Here is a 19,822-nt window from a genome sequence, read left to right as displayed (position 1 = left end):
GCCGGTGCTATTGACCTTTAGTGGATGATTGTCTGAATTCGGGGTTCCGGAGCCCCCGGAAAGGGTCAATTGACAGTCATCAAAGATCCCGTTCCCGGCCTTTGCTAGCCTGACCCGAACCTGAATCTGGAACCGTCCCGAAACGGTATTTCCCGGAGGTGTCTATGAGTGGCGAAGAACTGACAATTGAGGGCGATCTGGCACTGCAGGGTGATCGGGTCGAGATTCAACTGGAGCGGAAGATCGAGCATTCGCTGGCACGGGTTTGGGAAATGTTGACCGATTCCGTGCACCTGGCCCGCTGGCTGGCGCCGGGCGTCATCGAGCAGCGTCCCGGTGGCAGGGTGCAGCTGGATTTTGGCAACAGCGGAACACCCATCGACTGCCACATCCGGGCTTGCGAGCCGCCGCGTTTGCTGGCCTACTCGTGGAGTGCCGGTGATGACCCGGAGCGACCGTTGGCCTGGGAGCTCGACCCGCTCGGGGAATCCGGCGAGGCAACCCGGCTCCGCCTGACCCTGTCTCTGCCCAACGATGAGCTGGTGCCCATTGCCTGCGCCGGCTGGGATGCCCATTTGGAAATGCTGATGGCCGCCCTTGAGGGTATCAGCATCCACTTTCCCGCTGACCGGTTCCGGCAGGCCCGTGCGGTCTTCTCCGAGCTGGCAAAAGAAAAGCTGGCTGCCTGAGCGGCAGCCAGCTGACCAACTCCCTTCCTGACTTACCCTTCCTTTCCGTCCGGCCTCGGTGAAGCCAATACTCCGGTGTAGCGGACCAGGAACAGCCCGAACGCCAGGAACCACAATACGGTGCTGCTGCCGATGCCCGGGTGCCAGGGAATGATGTCCAGGGCCGTGAGCACCCTGATCAGCGCTGCCAGGTGAATGGCAATGAAGGCCAGCACCATGCCTCGAGGCAATACCAGTGGCCGGCCGGTGTGGCCCAGTGAAACCCGGGCGATCACGCCAAGGATCAGGCAGCTGACAGCCCCGGTGCCGGCGGCGTGGCTCCAGGCATTGGATGGCCATCCGGCCAGCAGGGTGCCGGCCAGAAGTGCCAGCGCTACCGGAACCCAGAGAATGGACAGATGCAGGATCCACAACAGCGGTTCCTTGCGGAACAGCCAGCCCTTCCAGCCGGCCAGCCGGACCAGCATCAGGGTTGCGGCGACGATGGCGAGCACTCCGCTTACGGTTTGCCAGCCGGTGACCAAAGAAGCCATCAGCAGGATCATGGAGAACAGGGTGGCCATGTCCAGGGCAGGCACCATACGGATGCCTGAGGCATCGAGGCCGCGCTGGCGCAACCAGCCACTGGAAAAGGCCGGCGTGATGCGTCCGCCAATGATGCTGATCAACGCCATGGCCATGATCAGGGCGCCATAGCTGTAGGTCATGTCCAGTCGCAGTACAAACCCGGTCTGCATTAGCCAGAGCAGGCCCAGTATCACCAGGATCATCAGTTGCCGCTTCTGCCGTGCATGCCAGACGCGCCAACCGGCATCAATCATGACCAGGGGCAGGAACGCCAGGTTGACGGTGTGGACCAGCCAGTCCGGCAGACCGCCACCGAAGGCCAGCAACAGTCGGCCTGCCAGCCAGACGCCCCAGAGCGCTACAAGTCTGGCCCCATGGGTTCGGTTGGTCCCGGTCCAGACGCAAACCGCGGTCAGCAAAAAGCCGGCGACGGCCGCGCTCAGGAACCCGAACAGCATTTCGTGCTGGTGCCAAAACAGGCCGGGCATGGCGAGCGGCAGATTCAGCACGCCGGTTACCTGCATCACCCACACCGGCACCACCAGCAGGGCCAATACGGTCATGGACAGGAAGAAGATGCGAAACGGATAGCTGAACAGCTGGCGGACGCTGGCCGCATCCGTGGTCGCCGAGTTCGGGATTGCCTGCATGGCGGGCCTCCATAATACATGTATATATATTATATGTTATTCGTTCCTGCCGGAAATGGCCATACCCCCAACCGGGTATCTTTGCGTACAATGCCGCTATAACATTGATTCAGAATGGAAGTCTTATGAGTGCCTACGTGATTTTGAAACACCTGCACATAACAACAGCGTACATCACGGTGGTGTTGTTTGCCCTGAGATTGCTGATGGACGCCGTCGGTCGACCGGAATGGCGGCACACGCCGCTGCGCTGGATTCCCCATGCCAACGACACCATCCTGCTGGTGGCAGCCATCAGTCTGCTGTTTGTGACACCCTGGATGCCCTTTGTCCACGGCTGGCTGACGGCCAAGATCTTCCTGCTGGTTGGCTACATCGTCGCTGGTCTGTTTGCCCTGAAAACCACCCTCGGCACCCCGGTCCGGGTCTTCGCCGCTGTTCTGGCATTCATCCAGATCGGGGCCATTTTCCATCTGGCCGTGACCAAGCCGGTATTCGGCTGATCAGCGCCGTTCCGAGATCGTCCGGGTCAGTTCCTGCAGCTGTTCCTGCACCGCCTGGAGCTGCCGGGCGATCTCGTCCCTTTCATCGTGGGCTTTCTGGGCCTGCTTGGCGTTCTGTTCCTCGCCCATTACTTCCAGAATGGCGCCGATCATCATGTTCAGGAACACGAAGGCGGTCAGGAAGATGAAGGTGAGGTAGTACAGCCAGCTGAGCGGGTACTGCTCCATGGTGGCATACATCACATCGGTCCAGTCCTCGAACGTCGCGACCCGGAACAGGGTGAGCATGGCGATGGCGACATCGCCCCACAGCTCCTTGTCCACATCCGCAAAGAACAGCGCGCCCATGGCCGCGTAGATGTAGAAGATGATGAACATCAGAAGGGCGATGTAGCCCATGCGGGGGATGGCCTTGAGCAGGGAATTGATCAGGAACCGGAGCTCCGGCACCACGGAGACCAGGCGCAGGACCCGGAATACCCGGAGCAGTCGACCCAGCAGCACGGCCTCGGAGTTGTCCAGCGGGATCAGGCTGCCGATCACCACGATGGTGTCAAACAGGTTCCAGCCGTCCAGCAGGAACCGCCGTTTGACCGGACAGGCGGCTAACCGGAACAGTATCTCGATCAGGAAGAACACGGTGATGGCGTTGTCCATGACCGTCAGGCTCTGCTCCACCAACGGTGGCAGATCGTAGGTCTTGGCGCCAATGGTCAGGGCTGACAGGATGATGATGGCAATGACAGCGCCCTGAAAGATCTTGCTGGATTCGATCCGGCGCAGGGTGTTGAAACCGGCAACAGGACTCAGTTCCGGGGACATGCTGGAGCTCCGCGTAAAGAAAACCGGCGCCAATTCTAATGGCTGTCGGGGGTTGGGGGTAGGATATTTACCCTGATGTCTTGATTGGCTCAGGCCTGGCCGAGGATGATCTGCCATTCTGACTCGCTCACCGGCATCACCGATAACCGGTTGCCTTTGCGCACCAGGGGCAGGTTCTCGAGGCCCGGGAGGGTCTTGAGTTCGTCCAGCGGTATCAGCCGGGGCAGTGTGCGGACAAACTTCAGGTCCACCGCATCCCAGCGAGGCTTGTCCGGAGCGCTCTTCGGATCGTGATAGCCAGAGGATTCGTCGAACTGGGTGGGGTCCGGATAGGCGCTTCTGACCACCTCCACAGTCCCGGCAACACCGATGTGTTTGCAGCTGGAGTGGTAGATGAAGACCTCATCCCCTTTGTTCATCTCCCTCAGGAAGTTTCTGGCCTGGTAGTTGCGCACACCGTCCCAGGGGATGGATTGTTCGGGTGCCCGGGCAAAATCCTCGATGCCGCATTCGGAAGGCTCTGTCTTGACCAGCCACTTTGCCATGATGTCCTCACTTGGTTAGCGGGCCCAGTATACCAGCAAAAAAGCCCCCGGAGGCCGGGGGCGCAGTGTTGCAAGCGAGGCTTGCCGGAGAGAACCCGTGTCAGTCCCGTTTCGGCGGTGTCTTGCCGACGGGTGGTTGATGGTGCGGGCGATTCAGCGGGTAGAACAGGTGCGGCGTGGCCAGTTCCGGCAGGTCGGTCCGTTCCTCATGGGCAGCCCACTCTTCCCGTTCCGCGATGCGGATGGCGTAGTGCATCCAGACCAGTGCGGCAGCCACGATGACGAACATCAGCATAAAGCAGCTCTGCCAGATACCGGTGATATCGTTCAGGGCTCCGAAGGTCAGTGGCAGGATGAAACCGCCCAGCCCGCCGATCATGCCGACAACGCCACCGACGGCGCCAACGTGCATCGGGTAGTACACCGGAATGTGCTTGTACACGGCCGCCTTGCCCAGGGACATGAAGAAGCCCAGGGTGAAGATCAGCACCATAAACATCGGCAGGCTCATGTCCAGGGTGAACCGGATATCCCCTTTGATACCTTGCACAACGTAATCGGTGGGCGGGTAGCTGAGGAGGAAGGTACAGACGACCGAGGCGATGAAGGTCCAGTACATCACGCGCCGGGCACCAAAACGGTCAGATAGCCAGCCGCCTAGAATCCGGAACAGGGAAGCGGGGATGGTATAGAGCGCGGCGATCATACCGGCGGTCTTGATATCGAGGCCGTACACGCCGATCAGGTAGTGCGGCAGCCACAGGGCCAGGGCCACAAAGGCGCCGAATACGAAAAAGTAGTACAGAGCAAAGCGCCAGACTCGCAACTCCTTGAGCGGCTCCATCTGTTCCATGAAGGATTTGGCCGTCTCGCCACCGCGCTCTGCGGCAAGCGGATCTTCTTTGGCCAGGACAATGAACACCACGCCCATGATGGCCAGCACCGTCGCGTAGATCTGGGCGGTCTGCTCCCAACCAAAGGCCACCAGCAGGAACGGGGCGCCGAAATTGGTCACCGCCGACCCCACATTACCCGCACCGAAGATTCCCAGCGCCGTGCCCTGGCGCTCCTTCTCGAACCAGGCGGCGGTGTAGGCCACCCCGACAATGAACGAACCACCGGCCAGGCCAACCCCCAGGGCGCCAACCAGCAGCATGGGGTAGGTGGTGGCGAAGGTGAGCAGGTACACGCAGGCGGCAGTGGTGAGCATCAGGATGCCGAACACCCAGCGCCCGCCGTAGCGGTCCGTCCAGATACCCAGGAATAACCGGCTGATGGAGCCGGTGAGGATCGGGGTGGCCATCAGCAGCCCGAGCTGGGTATCCGATAGCCCCAGGTCCTCGGCAATCCGGATCCCGATGATGGAAAAGATGGTCCATACCGCAAAGCACAGGGTGAACGCGAAGGTCGATAGGCCCAGCGCGCGATACTGCTGAGGTCGCGTCGCAGTAGTGGTCATTGCTGCCCTCCATTCCTGAATTCAATGATGCTTTAACCATAACAAATACAGGGTTTTTTCATGCGGGGCATTGGAGGTACCTCCAGTTGGATGCAGTGGTGGTAGGAAAGTGCAGGATTTTTCCCGGGAGGTGATAGGTCCTTGATTTCTCTCGTGGGGTACGCGCCATAGGTGTTGATTTACGTCAATTATGGCGGGAATGGAAAGTGGGCTAATGGCTGACAGATATCAATTGACGCCCCTTTCGAAGGGGCGGAAACCTGCCTTCGGAGAAGCCCATGAAGATCATGATTGCCTACGATGGTTCGCGGAATGCCAGGCTGGCGCTGGCGCAGACCATCACCATGTTTCGAGACCTGAAGCTGCAGCTTACCCTGGTGGCAGTAGCGGAAAATCCTCGGGACATAACCTCGGGTAACGAGGACCTGTTCCAGCAGGAAGTCACCGAACTGAAAGATTATCTGAGCGAGGCCATGGAAGTTTGCGGTAAAGAGGAAGTGACCGCCGAGACCATGCTGCTCGAGGGTGATCCCCGCAAGATGCTGCTGTACGCCGCCGAGAAAAAGATCCACCCGGACATGCTGGTGATTGCCCGCCACAGCCATGAACCGGACGGTGGTTTCATCGCCCGTTCGCTCACCTATTTTGTGGATGAACTGGATTACATGACCTTCGGCAGTGTGAGCTCGTTCCTCGCCCGTCGGATCCAGTGTCCGCTCCTGATTCTGCCCAGCCGTTGAGACGGCCACTTCCGAAATTCTGATTGATAGCCTGAGGAGGCTGAAATGAAAGTCGCAGACGTCTTCCGCTTCAGGAACGCCGAGATCAAGGCGCTGCACCTGACCTGGATTGCATTCTTTATTACCTTCTACGTGTGGTTTAACATGGCGCCGCTGGCCTCCAGCATGCTCAAGAGCGTGGACTGGCTGACCACCGACGACCTCCGTCTGTTTGCTATCTGCAACGTGGCGCTGACCATTCCGGCCCGGATCGTGGTGGGCATGGCCCTGGACCGGTTCGGTCCCCGCCGGGTGTTTTCGGTACTGATGGTACTGATGTCCATACCTGCACTGGTCTTCGCTTTCGGTAACACCATGACCCAGCTGCTGGTCAGCCGCCTGGTGCTCAGCTCCATTGGCGCCAGCTTCGTGGTGGGTATTCACATGACCGCCATGTGGTTCAAGCCCAAGGACATCGGCTTTGCCGAAGGTTTCTACGCCGGCTGGGGCAACTTCGGTTCCGCCGCGGCCGCCATCTCCCTGCCGACCATCGCCCTGCACATGTATGGTGGCGAAGACGGCTGGCGCTGGGCCATTGCCCAGAGCGCCATTGTCATGGCGGCCTATGGCGTCTACTACTGGTTTGCCATTACCGACGGCCCGACCGGTACCGTGCACCGCAAGCCCCGCAAGGCGGTAGCCCTGGAGGTGAGCACCTGGGGTGACATGGTCAAGTTGATTCTCTGGACCATTCCCCTGGTGGGCGTGCTGGCCATCCTGGTCTGGCGTATCCAGAATATGGGCTACCTCAGCACCACCGGTGCCGTCATCTGCTACGCGGTGATCTTTGCCATCGTCTGTTACCAGATCATCCAGATCCTGCGGGTCAATGTGCCTATCCTGAAAAAGGGTGTGCCGGAGGACGACAAGTATCCGTTCAACAGCGTCGCGGCCCTGAACAGCACCTACTTCGCCAACTTCGGCGCTGAGCTGGCCGTAGTCTCCATGTTGCCTATGTTCTTCGAGGAAACATGGAGCCTGAGCGCCACCGCGGCAGGCCTGATTGCCGCTTCCTTTGCCTTCGTAAACCTGGTGGCCCGTCCCATGGGGGGCCTGGTTTCGGATCGCATGGGTAACCGCCGCTTCGTGATGCTCAGCTACATGTTCGGTATCGCAGTCGGCTTCGCCATGATGGGCCTGATGAACTCCAGCTGGCCACTGATCATCGCTGTGGGTATTACCGTGTTCACGTCTTTCTTCGTGCAGGGTGCCGAGGGCGCCACGTTCGGCATCATTCCCTCCATAAAGCGCCGGCTTACCGGTCAGATCTCCGGTATGGCGGGGGCCTACGGTAACGTTGGCGCGGTGGTCTACCTCACCATCTTCACCTTCGTCACCCCGACCCAGTTCTTCTACATCATCGCCGCCGGTGCCTTCATCAGCTGGGTGCTGTGTGTGATGTGGCTGAAGGAGCCGGAAAGCGGTTTCTCTGATGAGTACCACGTTTCTTCCGTGGACCGTCAGATTGAGGAAGAGGAGCGTCTTCGGCAGGCGGCAGCCACTACCAGCTGAACCTGCCCCTGAGCAACAGGCCCGCCCGGAGCAATCCCGGCGGGCTTTTTTACGTCTGCCGCCGGGGCGGGTCCGGAACGGGAAAAGTGGGGCGTAATCTGCCTGGAAAACCGGTCAAATCCATACTGCAGGAGAGTCGCGCTCTCCGGCAAGTCGGGGTAAACCCAACATGAACAGGGAGGGAGATGACCATGGAGAAGGAGCTTGGTGAGGCGAGCCAACCGTTCGAACGAGTTGCGCAAGCCTATGAACAGATGCTCGTGCCGGCGCTGTTCGACCAGTGGACCGACACGGTGGCAGATGCTGCCGGCGTCCGGGAAGGGCAGCGGGTGCTCGATGTTGCCTGTGGTACCGGAGTGCTGACCCGGACTCTGGCTCAACGGGTGGGCGAGCAGGGTGCCGTGTCGGCGCTTGACATCAACCCCGCAATGTTGACGGTCGCAAGAGCGCGGGGGCCACAGACCGTTGACTGGAAGCAGGGGGCAGCCGGGGCGCTGCCCTACGGTGACGGGCAGTTTGACGCGGTCGTGAGCCAGTTTGGCCTGATGTTGTTCCCGGACCCGGAGATGGCACTGCGGGAGATGATGAGGGTTGTGGTGCCGGGAGGACGGCTTGCGGTGGCTGTTTTTGGCTCCCTGGACAAACTGCCCGCCTATGCCGCGGTGGCTGATATATACGCCCGTGTGGTTGGCGAGAACGTCGGCCAAGCCCTGCGCAGCCCGTTTGCGCTGGGGGATCCCGAGGCTCTGGCATCCTGCTTTGCCGAGGCTGGCATTGATGATGTTGTGCTTACCGGGGGTAACGGAAAGGCCCACTTCCCGGATGTGACAACGATGATTCTCTCTGATGTCCGGGGCTGGTTTCCCTTCGCCGGTATCCGGCTGGACGATCAAGCCATCGAAAGGGTGATCCGGGAGGCCGAGCGGGCGTTGGCGCGGTTTTCCGGACCGGATGGTGCCGTGGAGTTTGCGATCCCGGTTCACATTGCCACAGCACTGAAGGCTTGATGGAGCCCTGCGAAGAACCCGATCTGGCAGAAAACAAAAAGCAACCGGCTTCCACTGTGGAAGCCGGTTGCCGGGAGGGGCTGTCGTGGTTTATGGGTTCTTGATGTAGGCGTTCTTGCGCAGGTAGAACCACCAGTTCACCACCAGGCACACCGCGTAGAACACTGCGAAGCCGTACATGGCCACTTCCGGGGTGCCTGCCTGGATCTCCTGGCCCATGACCCGTGGGGCAATGAAGGCACCGTAGGCGGCGATGGCTGAGGTCCAGCCCAGGACCGGTCCTTTCTGCTGCTGGTCGAAGATGAAGCCGATGCTGCGGAAGGTGGAGCCGTTACCGATACCGCTGGCGGCAAACATAATGATGAACAGGATCAGGAACAGGGCGAAGTAGCTGTTCGGATCGGTGGAGTTGTAGGCCAGCATCATCACGTAACCGGTTGCCACGGAAGCGACCACCATGACCACGGAGATAATCTGGGTCACGATGGAGCCGCCCATTTTGTCGGAAATCCAGCCACCCACCGGGCGGATCAGCGCGCCCACGAACGGTCCCATCCAGGCCCAGGTGAGAGCGCTCGGCGCATCCGGGTTGACCACCCGGGTCATGGTGCCGTCGGCTCCCACTTCCATCATGTTGCCGAAGATGACGCTGATGGACAGCGGCAGCGCCGCGGAGAAACCGATGAAGGAGCCGAAGGTCAGGATGTACAGCACGGTCATGGACCAGGTGTGCTTGTTGCTGAAAATGGCGAACTGCTTCTTGATGTTGGGCTGGATGTCGCCGGGAATGAGGCGCAGCAGGACTACGGTCAGGATGATGGTCAGCGGCAGGGCAAGCCACATGTTCAGGATGTCCAGAGCCCAGACGCCGATGATGGAGGTGAGCAGACCGACGCCATAGAGGCCGAGGATCTTGCCGAAGGCGGACATCGGGTTGCCCGGGTTCGGGGTGACTACCTTCAGGTTGTTCATGCCGAACCAGCCGGCGAACGCCAGCGGGATCAGGAAGACCAGCCAGATGAAGCCGGCGTTCTGGATCCAGGTGTCGGTACCGGCGTCAATGCGGCCGATCAGGGTGCCGCTGGGGCTTTGTAGTTGCATCGGATCGCCGGCGAGGGCGCCGAAGATACCCACCGTCATCACCAGCGGGATCAGGACCTGCATGGTGGTAACGCCGAAGTTGCCGAGCCCGGCGTTCATGCCCAGGCCATAACCCTGTTTGCTCTTGGGGTAGAAGGCACTGATGTTGCTCATGGAACAGGCGAAGTTACCGCCGCCGATGCCCGAGAGCAGCGCGAGTGCCTGGAACACGATGAATGGTGTGTCCGGATTCATCAGGGCGATGCCAGTGCCGAGCGCCGGGAGCATCAGCAGTGCAGTGGTCAGGAAAACCGTGTTACGGCCACCGGCAATCTTGATCATGAACGAGGCCGGAATCCGCAGGGTGGCGCCGGAGAGACCGGCAATCGCGGTCAGGGTGAACAACTGGTCCACCGTGAACGGGAAGCCCAGGTTCTTCATCTGGGCGGTGATCATGCCCCACATCAGCCAGATGGCGAATCCCATCAACAGGCTGGGGATAGAGATCCACAGGTTGCGGGTGGCAACGCGCTTGCCCTCCCGCTCCCAGAACTCCTCACTTTCGACATCCCAGTGTTCGATGTCTGCATTGGTTTTGGCCATTTTCTACTCCTTGATTTACTGCCCTGGCACCACGGAACCCCGTGGCTATTTGGGTTTGGTGTCATTGTGCAAATCAAGTGGCGGAACAATTCTTGATATGAATCAAGGAAATGAATGGTCAAATTGTGATGCCGAATCGCAACACCGTTTATCTCTCTTGATGGGCGCATATAGATCTTTAAAAACAACAGGTTGCAATAGTGATATTTCCAAAGTGGTAGCCTGTGGCGGTGCTGGCGCAGTAGAGGTAGCCAATCATTTCCGGCGGTTGTGAGCGAGCCGGTAGAGGATCAAAAGCTGCGTGCCGACCCCAAGATAGGCTACGCACCAGAGCCCGGCGGACAACCACAGCCAGCCGGGGCTGGAGAAGGGCGTGGGGCCGGCGAGGTAGCGGAAAATCGCAGACAGGCCGAGCATGGCAGCCAGACTGACGGGTTGCCAGCCCGGTGGCGGGCAGCGCGAGGCCCGCTGCCAGGCCAGTCGCAACATGACGCTGGCGGAGAGCGTTCCCAGGGCTCCGACCGTAATCAGGTGCAGGGCCGGTGTTACGGTGATACCGGCGAGCAGATGGGTGCCGGCGACTACAGCGCCAGCGGCAAGCCAGAGATAGCCGGCCGCGAACACCAGCAGATCCGGCCGCTCCGGGCAGAGCCAAAGGCGCCACCGGAGAATCCTGACAGTAATCAGCAGAGCTGCGCACAAGAGCACTGCACCGGCCAATCGGTCGGTGGCTGAACTCATGGTCAGGCCCATGGCCACGATCAGTAGCACAATCAGCGCTCCCTCGATTCTCGGCTGGACCCTGGCCTCAAGGGAGAAGCCTTTCTTTTCCAGGGTGCCGGCGACCGCCGGCGCAATGATCCGGCCACCCATAAAGGTCATTAACAGCAGCAGGCCCAGAACCGCGGATTGCAGGAGTCGAGTACGGCCCGGAATCAGGTTTTCCAGCCCGACCAGCCCCGTAAGCCAGAAGCCCGGAACCATCAGGCAGAGCACCAGGATCAGAGGGCCGGCTATCTTGTTGCGCCATTTTTTGGCGGCGTTGAACCGGGGCACCACGTAACGGGCCAGCAGCAACGCAAAGGCGGGGCTCAACAACTGAGCGGGCCAACTGTCCGGCGCCAGCAACCAAGTGATTCGTGCCAGTAACCACAGGATGAACAGGGGGGCCAGTATCCGGCGGGGCTGTGGGCCGAGGGTATAGCCGGCAATCAGCGCCAGGGCAAAACCGAAGACCAGTTCATGACCGTGTCCGGCCGCCAGCAGCCCTGGCGGCCAGCCGGTGTCCGACAACACCCCGTAAATGGACAGGGGCACGGCAATAGCGGCAAGAATGGCGGCGGCCGGAAAGAACAGCCAGAACGCATGAATGTTTTTGCGGGGGCGGGCCGACTTGTCCGAGGTCATCTGTTGTCCTTGACCGATAGGTGGTGCAAGGCTAACAGTTAAAAGTATCGGAGGCCGATCTGTAAAGGTGCATCATGAATATTACACAACTCGCCCGTCTGCCATTCTCTGGCAATGGCGCCTGGTCGGAACTGCGGCGCCTGAACCTCTCCATTCCCTTCCTGGCCTGGGTTGTAGTGGTACCCATGTCCTTCCTGCCGCCGGTATTGCTTTATTACGCCGGCACCCAATACGGGGACAGCTTTATCCAGGGCTTCGGTGGCAAGGAATGGCGTTTCATCACCACGATCCTGTTCCTGGCAGAGCTGCTCACGTTCTTTGTCATGGGATGGCTGATTCACGCCGTGCTTGATAGTCACAAGCTGGAAGTCAGTTACCAGGATTCCTATCTCCTGGCTGCCATGGCGCCTCTGCCCCTGTGGCTGTCATCGTTGGCGTTGCTGGTTCCGGCGCTGGCGGTAAGCGTGGTAGCGGTGTTTGCCGGGCTGTTTCTGTCTTGTGCGCTGGTGTATCAGGGGTTGCGTTCAATCTGTGAGCGTAAGGACAACGACATCGAGATGATGTCGGCCACCTACACCATTATGGCCGCGTCCCTGCTGGCCTGGGGGGTCCTGATGGCGATGGTCTGGGCATTCTGATCAGGCGGCGTAAGGCAGAACACCGTAGTAGATGGCGCTGAAGTGGCAGGCGCTGCCGCCGATGACGAACAGGTGCCAGACCGCGTGCATATAGGGAATGCGGTCCGCCAGGTAGAAGGCCACGCCGGCGGTGTACACAACGCCGCCGGCGATGGTCAGGTTGAGTGCGGTTTCACTGAGGCTGGCCACCAGGTCCGATGAGGCGAAGGTGATCAGCCAGCCCATCGCAATGTAGATTCCCACCCGTGCCAGCTTGAAGCGGTTCTTGAAGATGATCTTGAGAATCACCCCGGTCAGTGCCAGCGACCAGATCACCGCAAACAGGGTCCAGCCCACGGTACCCCGCATATTCACCAGCAGGAACGGTGTGTAGGTACCGGCGATCAGCAGGAAAATGGCGCAGTGATCCAGGGTCTTGAAGGCCCGCTTCAGCTCCGGCCGCCTGGTGCCGTGATAGAGCGCCGAGGCCAGGTACAGAAGCATCAGGGACGCCCCGAAGATGCTGAAGCTGACGATCTTCCAGGCATCGCCCGACTGGCTTGCGCCGGCAATCAATGCCACAGTGCCGATAACGCTGAGCAGGGCGCCAATCCCATGGGTGGCACTGTTCAGCCACTCCTCTATGCGATGGTGAATGGAGTCACTGGTCTGTTGTGTGTGGGTCATTGGAGGGGAGTCTGGATGAGTCATTGGTCCAAGGTACTTCAGCGTACACCTGTACGCAATGGTTCGGGATGAACATCCTGTGACCACGTTCAGAAAAACTGAATAAGGCATCTGAAAACTTCCGGTTTCATGGTCATCCAGCTGGCGGTAACCTTCCGTACATACTTGCATAACGGGAGGTTACCGATGGCGAAAGTTCTTGTTCTTTATCATTCCATGTACGGCCACATCGAAACCATGGCCGAAACAGTGGCTGAGGGTGTCCGCCGTGTTGAAGGCGCAGAGGTAGTGATCAAGAGAGTGCCGGAAACCATGCCGGAGCAGGCATTCCTGAATGCCGGCGGCAAGGCGGACCAGGACGCACCTGTCGCCGACCCGCAGGAACTGGCCAACTACGACGCCATCATCTTCGGCACGCCGACCCGCTTTGGCAACATGTCCGGCCAGATGCGCAACTTCCTGGACCAGACCGGCGGCCTGTGGGCCGAAGGCAAACTGCACGGCAAGGTGGCGAGTGTGTTTGCATCCACCGGGACTGGCGGCGGCCAGGAACAGACCATTACCTCTTTCTGGACCACCCTGGCCCACCACGGCATGGTCATCGTGCCCCTGGGGTACGGCATTCCGGAGTTCTTCGATATCTCCGAGACCAGCGGTGGCACCCCCTATGGCGCGACCACCATCGCCGGCGGTGACGGTTCACGTCAGCCGAGCGAAAAGGAAATCACCATTGCCCGCTTCCAGGGCAAGCACGTAGCCGAGCTGGCGGTGAAGCTTTACGGTTAATCGACATTGCTCTGCAAAGCGTTGAGCGGTTTTGGGCAGTCAGGATTCCTGGCTGCCCTTTTTTTGGCGGAATCAGCGAGCTGACCGTTCAGTGGCACCGGTTTTCAGTCGTGAGAAAGTTGCTGGCACCACCCCCAGCCAGGACGCCAACTGGTTGTCCGGCACCCGTCGCACCAGCTCCGGATACTCCTCCAGCAACAGCTTGTAGCGCTCGCGCGCCGGCATAGTGTGTTTCCGGAACTCCCGCATGCTGGTGAGTTCCGCCAGTTCCTCGGTCAGTGCCAGGGCAAAGCGGGGCCACAGCCCGTCACCATGGGACTGGATGGCAGACCGGAACGCGGCAAAGTCCGCGACCCATAGGGTAGCGGGCGTACTGGAAGTCAGGCACAGGGTATTGCGTACCGTCCGGCTGCGGCCAAACACTGGCCACACCAGGTCGCCCTCGGAGAAGAAGTGGTGTACGGAGATTTTGCTGTTGGGCGCTTCCCGGAACAGCCTGAGAATGCCGTACTGGATGAGATAGACATTCGCCCACGGGCAATCATGTTTCTCCAGGTTCATCTCGCCATCTATCCGGCGTTGATGGAACAGGCGGGTCAGATCGCCGAGAAAACGGGCTTCCGGACTACGTTGGTCGTTGCCCAGGCGTATACCGAACACGCGGCTGAGGCCGTTAAGCAGAGCGACTTCGGCAGGTGCGCTGTCTTGTTGGATAATGTCCGGGTTGTTCTCGCCCAGCATGCAGGGGGCGGAGGAGACGTCTGGCCTGAAGATGCTGTTCATGGTTCTGACCCCGATTGGACTATGGGTAAATTATGGTATCAGAAAAACATCTTTTGAAATGACTTAAATCATTAAGGCTTTTTCACTGAGTCGATTAGGGCTGAAAGGTCGGGGGAGGACCGGGCGTGGGGCCCCAAACTCTGAGTAGGCATCGCCAAGTCGGGGTCAGATGAAAGCTTTCATCTGCCCCCATGTTCGTTCCCGCGGGACCTCAGTGGCTGGTCCCCTCCTCGTAGTTGATCTTGTTCCAGACGTTGTACTTGCCGGAAGGCTTGTTCATCGGAATACGTTTCTCCTCCTTCAGGGTGTTGGCATCGTAGACGATGACGGCGCCGTCCTTGTCCCAGACGCTCAGCAGCAGCTTTTTGCCGTAGCGGTCGAATTCCACGTGGGCAGCGACCTTGCCCGGGGCCGGCTGAAGCGTTTTGACGATCTCCAGGCTCTGCTTGTCAATGACGTGGACCTTGTCCCTGTTGGGGCCGAAGAACACATCCACCCAGGCGTACGGGGAGTTTTCATGACTGCGCATGAAGAATCCGGGGCCCTCGGTTTCCAGGGTTTTGATCACTTCCCAGTTATCCATGTCGATGATGGACACGGCGCCGGTGCGGAAGTGGGGTGTGGCCATCACCCGGCGGCCCTGGTATTCCCAGGTAATGCCGGAACCCAGGTGGGGCATGCCGGGAAGCGGAAGCTTGGCGATGGTGTTACCGGTGTCGAGGTTGATCACATAACCGTGCTTGCCGTCGCGGGCGGCGCCGATGAGGTGTTCGTAGCCGGGGTCGAAGAAGAAATCGTCCAGCCAGGTATCGGTTTGCATCCGGCGAACCTCGGCCCTGCCATCTTTCACGCTGATTTCCCAGGCTTCGGGTATGTCCTTGAGCGCTGCAATGAAGCTGTCCCGGGGTGGAGCAGCATAGACGGCGCTGACCCGGGAGCTGTCGCCGGCGTCGTTTTCCACCGGAATAATCTCCATGAGTTCGAGATTCGTGGCGTCGAACAGAACCAGGGTGTGGGGCAGGTAGTTGGCGGCCATGACGTGGTTGCCATCGGCGGAAACCGCGATGTTGCGCATGTTGATACCGGCACGGACTTCCGCAACCACTTCCAGGTTGTAGAGATCGTACTTGGTGATCCAGCCGTCCCGGGAACCGAAGTAGACGTAGCGGCCATCCGGGCTGTATTTGGGCCCGCCATGCAGGGCGTAGCGGCTCGGGAAGCGGTGGATGGGTTCCATCTTGTCGCCGTCGAGGATGGTGACGTGGTGATCGCCGATTTCCACCACCAGGAACAGGTTCATCATGTCCGCATCGTATACCGGCTCATCTGGCAGGCTGCCTTGAGGATAGGGCAACAAGTGGCTGGCAAGGATTTCCTGTTTGCCCCAGACCGGCGTGACTTCCGGCGGCTGGTAAATAAAGCTGGCCAGCGCCGTGACCGAATCCTGGCTCAGGGTATCGCCAAAGGCCGGCATTTGTGTGGCAGGGCGGCCGGCGGCGATGACGCTCTCGGCTTCGGCCTGGCGCAGGCGGGAGAGGTTTTCCGGTAACAGGGCCGGGCCCATACCGCCGAGCCGGTCGGAGCCATGGCAGCTGGCGCAGTGTTGCTGGTAAAGAGCTTCAGTTTGCGCGCCGGTATCCGCCTGCAGGGCCGGCGCGGCAAGCAGGCTGGCGCCCATTAACAGGGCGGATTTCAGGATTTGGCTGGTCGGAAGTCTGTGTTGCGTCACCGGGGATGGCTCCATGTTCCGGGTTGTCGGATGCTGATCAGGCCGGGCGCGTCAGGGCGCTGTCCCAGCCCGCCTGGGCCGGCCGGGCCAGCTTCTCGGCCAGTTTGACCACGTCACCGACAATGATCAGCGTCGGGGGTTGGAAATCTTCCCGGTGGATGGTGTCTTCCAGATCCTCAAGGGAGGTCACCGTCATGTGTTGCAGGGGAGTCGTCCCGCGCTCCACCAAGGCCACCGGGCAGTCGGCCGCGAGGCCATGGGCGGTCAGTTCCCGGACAATAGTGGGGGCGTTGTGCAGACCCATGTAGAACACACGGGTCTGGCCCGGAGCCGCGAGTACGGCCCAGTTCAGCTCCAGGGAATGGTCGGCTTTGCGGTGGCCGGTAACGAACGTCACGCTTTGGGCATAGTCCCGGTGGGTGAGAGGAATGCCGCAGTAGGAGGCGCAACCGGCGGCGGAGGTGATGCCGGGCACAACCAGGAAATCGATGTCGTTGTCCACCAGCACCTCTGCCTCTTCGCCGCCACGGCCGAAGATGTACGGGTCGCCGCCCTTGAGCCTGACCACTCGGCGTTTCTGTGTGGCAAGTTTGACCAGCAGTTCGTTGGTTTCCTCCTGGGGCACGTAATGGCAACCACTGGCCTTGCCTACGTGGATGCGCTCGGCACCGGGGTTGACCAATTCCATGATCTGGGGCGACACCAGACGGTCATAGACGATAGCGTCCGCCTGCTGAATCAGCATCAGGGCCCGCAGCGTCAGCAGGCCAGGATCGCCGGGGCCGGCGCCGACAATGGCGACTTCACCGGGGCGTAGCGGCTGCTCCGCGAGCTGGAATTCCACCAGGCATTTCTTCCTTGGATTGGGGGTCATGGCGCCACTCCTCACAGATTGTGTACCGGAATCTCTGTCACCGGGGCGGCCACACGTCGGGGCGCATCCACCACACCGATTTCCTCGTTAGTCAGGTAACAGCCGGGATCTTCTTCCCAGAAGTCCCTGGAAATGTTGTAGGCCCGCACCCGGGTGTTGCCGTTGCAGATACCGAGGTATTTGCAACCGGCGCAGCGGCCCTTGACGGGTCTTGGGTGTTGGCGGAAACCCTGCATCAGGGGATCCCGGGCTTCGGACCAGATTTTCGAGAACGGGGTTTGCCGGACACTACCCAGGTTGTAATCCCACCAGAAGGTGTCCGGGTGCACGATGCCCAGGTTGTCGATATTGGAAATGTTGACGCCGGAGGAATTGCCGCCCCAGTTGGTCAGGCGCTGCTCCAGGGCCGGTACCTGGTCCGGGTAATGCTCCTTGGCCCATTCAATCAGGAAGGGGCCGTCCGCGTCGTTGTTGCCGGTCACGTATTCCCGTTCGATGCCGCGCTTCAGCTCGTCATGGCAGTGATTGAACAGCAGGGTCATAGCTTCCCGGGTCATGTCATACCAGGCATCGCGCTTGCGGTTGCGGCCGCCCCGGCCGGAATAGTTCAGGTGCGACAGGTAGAACTTGTCGATGTGATGCTCGTCCAGCATGTCAAGCATGGCCGGCAGTTCCGGGTAGTTGTCCTGGGTCAGGGTGAAGCGGAGGCCCACCTTGATACCGGCCTGCTTGCACAGGGCAACGGCGTGCATGGATTCGCGGAAGGCGCCTTTTTTCTGGCGGAAGGCGTCGTGGGTCTCCTCCAGGCCATCGATGCTGATGCCGACGTAGTCGTAGCCCACCTCGGCAATCTTTCCGATGTTGCCTTCGGTGATCAGGGTGCCGTTGGTGGACAGGCCCACATAAAAGCCCATGGACTTGGCCCGATGGGAGATCTCGAAGATGTCCGGGCGCATCAGCGGTTCCCCGCCGGAGAGGATCAGTACCGGCACACCGAAGGCTTTGAGGTCGTCCATGGTGGCATAGACTTCCTCAGTGCTCAGCTCGCCCTTGAAGTCGATATCCGCCGAGATCGAATAACAGTGTTTGCAGGTGAGATTGCAGCGGCGGATCAGGTTCCAGATTACCACCGGGCCGGAGGGCTTCGGAACTGGACGCACCGGCGTCGGATGCATCAGGCTCTTGATGTAGCGGGTCATTCGGAACATGAGGGATCTCCCTGCTTTTTCAGTCGTAAGCCGGTTTTCTTGAGAATCGCCGAGCTGTACAGGATGCTGTGGCCGGAACAGGTGGTTCCCAGCAGGTCTTTGATCTGCCTCGCCTTGTCTTCCACTTCCTGTTGGCTGGTACCGTGGACCATGGCAAACAGGTTATAAGTCCACCAGGGCTGGTGCCTGGGGCGGCGGTAGCAGTGGCTGACAAAGGGCAGTTCACCGACGCGTTGACCCATCGTCGAGACGGCCTTGTCGTCAATATCCCAAACGGTCATGCCGTTAAAGCGGTAACCGAGTTTGTAGTGATCGGGCACCGCGGCCACCCTCCGTAACACGCCGGCTTCCTGCATGCGATGGAAACGGGCCAGGACTTCGTCCGCCGGGATGCCCAGTCGCTCGCCCAGCGTGGCCCAGGGGTCAGAAGTCAACGGCAGGCCCGCCTGGGTGGCCAGGATAAGTTGCCGGTCCTTGGCGCAAAGCTGGTAATTGGTGCCAGTGTCCCGTTCAGACGGGAAAGTGGAGACGGACATGGAACTCCTCCTCCTTGGGCATGTTGTAGACTGGGTAGCCGGTGCGCGCCTCGATCTGTTCGATTACCTCGGCGATGCCTTCCCCGGTCTCGGTTGCCAGAACGAACCACATGTTCAGTTCATGATCCCGGCGATAGTTGTGAGCCACTTCATCCAATGCGTTGACCTGACTGGCGACCCGGTCGAAGTCCGGTTCGGCAACGCGCATCGCCGCGAGCGTCAGGCCGCCGCCCATTTCACCGGCATTGAACATCGGGCCGAAACGGGTAAAGACACGCTCTTCCAGCAGTCTTTCAAGGGTGTCGAGCAGAGCCTGTTCGCTGATTCCGAGTTCTTCGGCCACGGTCATGTACGGATTAGCAACCAGGGGCAGGCCGTGCTGGAGCCGGTTGATCACTGCTTTCTCCTGATCGGTGAACTCCGGCTGCCGTGCCTCTCGTAGCGGGCGCTCAATCGGGACTGACATAACGGCCTCCCCGTTGACGGTAAGCTTTGGTGCTGAACAGCACCGCATGGGGAAAGTCCTGAAGGTGTTTGTCGGCGATGAGACAGTCGATCTGGTCCAACACCTGGTTGCGATTGACGCCATGAATCATGCAGAACAGGTTGTAGGGCCAGTCCGGTAGCCGTCGAGGCCGCTGATAGCAAAGGGTCACGAAAGGAACCCCGGCAATGGCCCGGCCAACCGATGTCACCCAACGATCCGGCACGTTCCAGACCACCATGGCGTTGGCGGTGTAGCCCAGGGTTCGGTGTTTCACTACCAGGCCGAGTCGTTTGATCAGGCCCTGGGCCTGCCACTGGTCTACTGCGGTCATGACTTCCTGTTCCGTCAGGCCGGTCTGCTCGGCGAGGGTCTGCCAGGGTCGGGCGGTCAGGGGCAGCCCATGTTCCAGCCGCTGTCGGAGCCGTAACAGTCCCCAGGCGCTGATCGGCCCCTGGCCGGCCACTTCCGGTACCACCGCCAGGTAATCAATGA

At 60.3% G+C, this 19,822-nt stretch carries 21 protein-coding genes; 7 read left to right on the top strand and 14 right to left on the bottom strand.

Features of this window, described 5'->3' with window-relative positions; genetic code table 11:
- Positions 1-164: 164 nt before the first annotated feature.
- Positions 165-689, top strand: coding sequence for an SRPBCC family protein (locus R6W86_RS01920; protein WP_410327707.1), 525 nt, complete (start codon positions 165-167; stop codon positions 687-689).
- 32 nt (positions 690-721) lie between these two features.
- Here R6W86_RS01920 and R6W86_RS01915 read toward each other — a convergent pair whose 3' ends face one another.
- Positions 722-1,906: an NnrS family protein gene (locus tag R6W86_RS01915; protein ID WP_410327706.1), complete on the bottom strand. Its 1,185-nt coding sequence runs from the start codon at positions 1,904-1,906 to the stop codon at positions 722-724.
- A gap of 125 nt (positions 1,907-2,031) precedes the next feature.
- On the opposite strand from R6W86_RS01915, the gene R6W86_RS01910 reads away from it, so the two are divergent.
- Entirely contained in the window at positions 2,032-2,409 is a 378-nt protein-coding gene (locus R6W86_RS01910; RefSeq protein WP_410327705.1) for a SirB2 family protein, read from the top strand.
- Here the strand turns inward: R6W86_RS01910 and R6W86_RS01905 are convergent, their stop codons facing one another.
- From R6W86_RS01905 to R6W86_RS01895, 3 genes are all read right to left on the bottom strand, one after another.
- Positions 2,410-3,231 (bottom strand): ion transporter, encoded by an 822-nt coding sequence (locus R6W86_RS01905; protein ID WP_410327704.1) that lies wholly within the window; start codon positions 3,229-3,231, stop codon positions 2,410-2,412.
- Between the two features lie 89 nt (positions 3,232-3,320).
- Positions 3,321-3,776 carry an EVE domain-containing protein gene (locus tag R6W86_RS01900; RefSeq protein WP_410327703.1) on the bottom strand — a complete coding sequence of 152 codons (456 nt, stop codon included), beginning with the start codon at positions 3,774-3,776 and terminating at the stop codon, positions 3,321-3,323.
- Positions 3,777-3,876: 100 nt separating this feature from the next.
- A complete protein-coding gene (locus R6W86_RS01895) occupies positions 3,877-5,235 on the bottom strand; it encodes an MFS transporter (protein WP_410327702.1) in 1,359 nt (452 codons plus the stop codon).
- Positions 5,236-5,513: 278 nt separating this feature from the next.
- Between R6W86_RS01895 and R6W86_RS01890 the strand changes: the two genes are divergently transcribed.
- The 3 genes from R6W86_RS01890 to R6W86_RS01880 all read left to right on the top strand — a co-directional run bounded on the left by R6W86_RS01890 (position 5,514) and on the right by R6W86_RS01880 (position 8,533).
- Positions 5,514-5,975, top strand: coding sequence for a universal stress protein (locus tag R6W86_RS01890; RefSeq protein ID WP_410327701.1), 462 nt, complete (start codon positions 5,514-5,516; stop codon positions 5,973-5,975).
- A 45-nt stretch (positions 5,976-6,020) separates the two neighbouring features.
- Positions 6,021-7,526 (top strand): MFS transporter, encoded by a 1,506-nt coding sequence (locus tag R6W86_RS01885; protein ID WP_410327700.1) that lies wholly within the window; start codon positions 6,021-6,023, stop codon positions 7,524-7,526.
- 191 nt (positions 7,527-7,717) lie between these two features.
- Positions 7,718-8,533, top strand: coding sequence for a class I SAM-dependent methyltransferase (locus R6W86_RS01880; protein ID WP_410327699.1), 816 nt, complete (start codon positions 7,718-7,720; stop codon positions 8,531-8,533).
- Positions 8,534-8,623: 90 nt separating this feature from the next.
- Here the strand turns inward: R6W86_RS01880 and R6W86_RS01875 are convergent, their stop codons facing one another.
- Complete coding sequence (locus R6W86_RS01875) at positions 8,624-10,216, bottom strand: antiporter (protein WP_410327698.1); 1,593 nt, start codon at positions 10,214-10,216, stop codon at positions 8,624-8,626.
- A gap of 255 nt (positions 10,217-10,471) precedes the next feature.
- Positions 10,472-11,623: an NnrS family protein gene (locus tag R6W86_RS01870; RefSeq protein ID WP_410327697.1), complete on the bottom strand. Its 1,152-nt coding sequence runs from the start codon at positions 11,621-11,623 to the stop codon at positions 10,472-10,474.
- Positions 11,624-11,697: 74 nt separating this feature from the next.
- Here R6W86_RS01870 and R6W86_RS01865 point away from each other — a divergent pair, with 74 nt between their 5' ends.
- Positions 11,698-12,261, top strand: a complete 564-nt coding sequence (locus tag R6W86_RS01865; RefSeq protein ID WP_410327696.1) for a Yip1 family protein — start codon at positions 11,698-11,700, stop codon at positions 12,259-12,261.
- Here the strand turns inward: R6W86_RS01865 and trhA are convergent, their stop codons facing one another.
- Positions 12,262-12,927, bottom strand: coding sequence for a PAQR family membrane homeostasis protein TrhA (gene trhA, locus R6W86_RS01860; protein WP_410327695.1), 666 nt, complete (start codon positions 12,925-12,927; stop codon positions 12,262-12,264). It lies immediately after the preceding gene.
- Between the two features lie 186 nt (positions 12,928-13,113).
- Here trhA and wrbA point away from each other — a divergent pair, with 186 nt between their 5' ends.
- Complete coding sequence (gene wrbA / locus R6W86_RS01855; RefSeq protein ID WP_410327694.1) at positions 13,114-13,713, top strand: NAD(P)H:quinone oxidoreductase; 600 nt, start codon at positions 13,114-13,116, stop codon at positions 13,711-13,713.
- 72 nt (positions 13,714-13,785) lie between these two features.
- On the opposite strand, the gene R6W86_RS01850 is transcribed toward wrbA, so the two are convergent.
- The 7 genes from R6W86_RS01850 to R6W86_RS01820 form a co-directional block, all read right to left on the bottom strand.
- On the bottom strand, positions 13,786-14,496 hold the full coding sequence (locus R6W86_RS01850; protein WP_410327693.1) for a Crp/Fnr family transcriptional regulator: 711 nt from the start codon (positions 14,494-14,496) through the stop codon (positions 13,786-13,788).
- A gap of 211 nt (positions 14,497-14,707) precedes the next feature.
- Complete coding sequence (locus tag R6W86_RS01845) at positions 14,708-16,174, bottom strand: cytochrome D1 domain-containing protein (protein WP_410327733.1); 1,467 nt, start codon at positions 16,172-16,174, stop codon at positions 14,708-14,710.
- Between the two features lie 88 nt (positions 16,175-16,262).
- Entirely contained in the window at positions 16,263-17,099 is an 837-nt protein-coding gene (gene cobA, locus R6W86_RS01840) for a uroporphyrinogen-III C-methyltransferase (RefSeq protein ID WP_410327692.1), read from the bottom strand.
- Positions 17,100-17,110: 11 nt separating this feature from the next.
- Positions 17,111-18,307, bottom strand: a complete 1,197-nt coding sequence (nirJ, locus tag R6W86_RS01835) for a heme d1 biosynthesis radical SAM protein NirJ (protein ID WP_410327691.1) — start codon at positions 18,305-18,307, stop codon at positions 17,111-17,113.
- On the bottom strand, positions 18,295-18,843 hold the full coding sequence (locus R6W86_RS01830; RefSeq protein ID WP_410327690.1) for an Lrp/AsnC family transcriptional regulator: 549 nt from the start codon (positions 18,841-18,843) through the stop codon (positions 18,295-18,297). Before R6W86_RS01830 ends, nirJ begins: the two co-directional genes overlap by 13 nt.
- Positions 18,818-19,309: an Lrp/AsnC family transcriptional regulator gene (locus R6W86_RS01825; protein ID WP_410327689.1), complete on the bottom strand. Its 492-nt coding sequence runs from the start codon at positions 19,307-19,309 to the stop codon at positions 18,818-18,820. The genes R6W86_RS01830 and R6W86_RS01825 overlap by 26 nt, the downstream gene beginning before the upstream one ends.
- Entirely contained in the window at positions 19,293-19,775 is a 483-nt protein-coding gene (locus R6W86_RS01820; RefSeq protein WP_410327732.1) for an AsnC family protein, read from the bottom strand. The genes R6W86_RS01825 and R6W86_RS01820 overlap by 17 nt, the downstream gene beginning before the upstream one ends.
- Positions 19,776-19,822 lie beyond the last annotated feature (47 nt).

This window comes from Marinobacter sp. (genome assembly GCF_046484525.1).
In the GTDB taxonomy this organism is placed as follows: domain Bacteria; phylum Pseudomonadota; class Gammaproteobacteria; order Pseudomonadales; family Oleiphilaceae; genus Marinobacter.
Note: the sequence above shows the minus strand (reverse complement) of the source record. Positions and strands in the feature narration are given on the sequence as shown.

Coding starts and splice junctions, on each gene's coding strand:
- R6W86_RS01920 (WP_410327707.1), top strand. CDS start 165: ATGAGTGGCGAAGAACTGACAATTGAGGGCGATCTGGCACTGCAGGGT.
- R6W86_RS01870 (WP_410327697.1), bottom strand. CDS start 11,623: ATGACCTCGGACAAGTCGGCCCGCCCCCGCAAAAACATTCATGCGTTC.
- R6W86_RS01895 (WP_410327702.1), bottom strand. CDS start 5,235: ATGACCACTACTGCGACGCGACCTCAGCAGTATCGCGCGCTGGGCCTA.
- R6W86_RS01905 (WP_410327704.1), bottom strand. CDS start 3,231: ATGTCCCCGGAACTGAGTCCTGTTGCCGGTTTCAACACCCTGCGCCGG.
- trhA (WP_410327695.1), bottom strand. CDS start 12,927: ATGACCCACACACAACAGACCAGTGACTCCATTCACCATCGCATAGAG.
- R6W86_RS01845 (WP_410327733.1), bottom strand. CDS start 16,174: ATGGGCGCCAGCCTGCTTGCCGCGCCGGCCCTGCAGGCGGATACCGGC.
- R6W86_RS01825 (WP_410327689.1), bottom strand. CDS start 19,309: ATGTCAGTCCCGATTGAGCGCCCGCTACGAGAGGCACGGCAGCCGGAG.
- nirJ (WP_410327691.1), bottom strand. CDS start 18,307: ATGTTCCGAATGACCCGCTACATCAAGAGCCTGATGCATCCGACGCCG.
- cobA (WP_410327692.1), bottom strand. CDS start 17,099: ATGACCCCCAATCCAAGGAAGAAATGCCTGGTGGAATTCCAGCTCGCG.
- R6W86_RS01885 (WP_410327700.1), top strand. CDS start 6,021: ATGAAAGTCGCAGACGTCTTCCGCTTCAGGAACGCCGAGATCAAGGCG.
- R6W86_RS01890 (WP_410327701.1), top strand. CDS start 5,514: ATGAAGATCATGATTGCCTACGATGGTTCGCGGAATGCCAGGCTGGCG.
- R6W86_RS01830 (WP_410327690.1), bottom strand. CDS start 18,843: ATGTCCGTCTCCACTTTCCCGTCTGAACGGGACACTGGCACCAATTAC.
- R6W86_RS01865 (WP_410327696.1), top strand. CDS start 11,698: ATGAATATTACACAACTCGCCCGTCTGCCATTCTCTGGCAATGGCGCC.
- R6W86_RS01880 (WP_410327699.1), top strand. CDS start 7,718: ATGGAGAAGGAGCTTGGTGAGGCGAGCCAACCGTTCGAACGAGTTGCG.
- R6W86_RS01850 (WP_410327693.1), bottom strand. CDS start 14,496: ATGAACAGCATCTTCAGGCCAGACGTCTCCTCCGCCCCCTGCATGCTG.
- R6W86_RS01875 (WP_410327698.1), bottom strand. CDS start 10,216: ATGGCCAAAACCAATGCAGACATCGAACACTGGGATGTCGAAAGTGAG.
- R6W86_RS01900 (WP_410327703.1), bottom strand. CDS start 3,776: ATGGCAAAGTGGCTGGTCAAGACAGAGCCTTCCGAATGCGGCATCGAG.
- R6W86_RS01910 (WP_410327705.1), top strand. CDS start 2,032: ATGAGTGCCTACGTGATTTTGAAACACCTGCACATAACAACAGCGTAC.
- R6W86_RS01915 (WP_410327706.1), bottom strand. CDS start 1,906: ATGCAGGCAATCCCGAACTCGGCGACCACGGATGCGGCCAGCGTCCGC.
- wrbA (WP_410327694.1), top strand. CDS start 13,114: ATGGCGAAAGTTCTTGTTCTTTATCATTCCATGTACGGCCACATCGAA.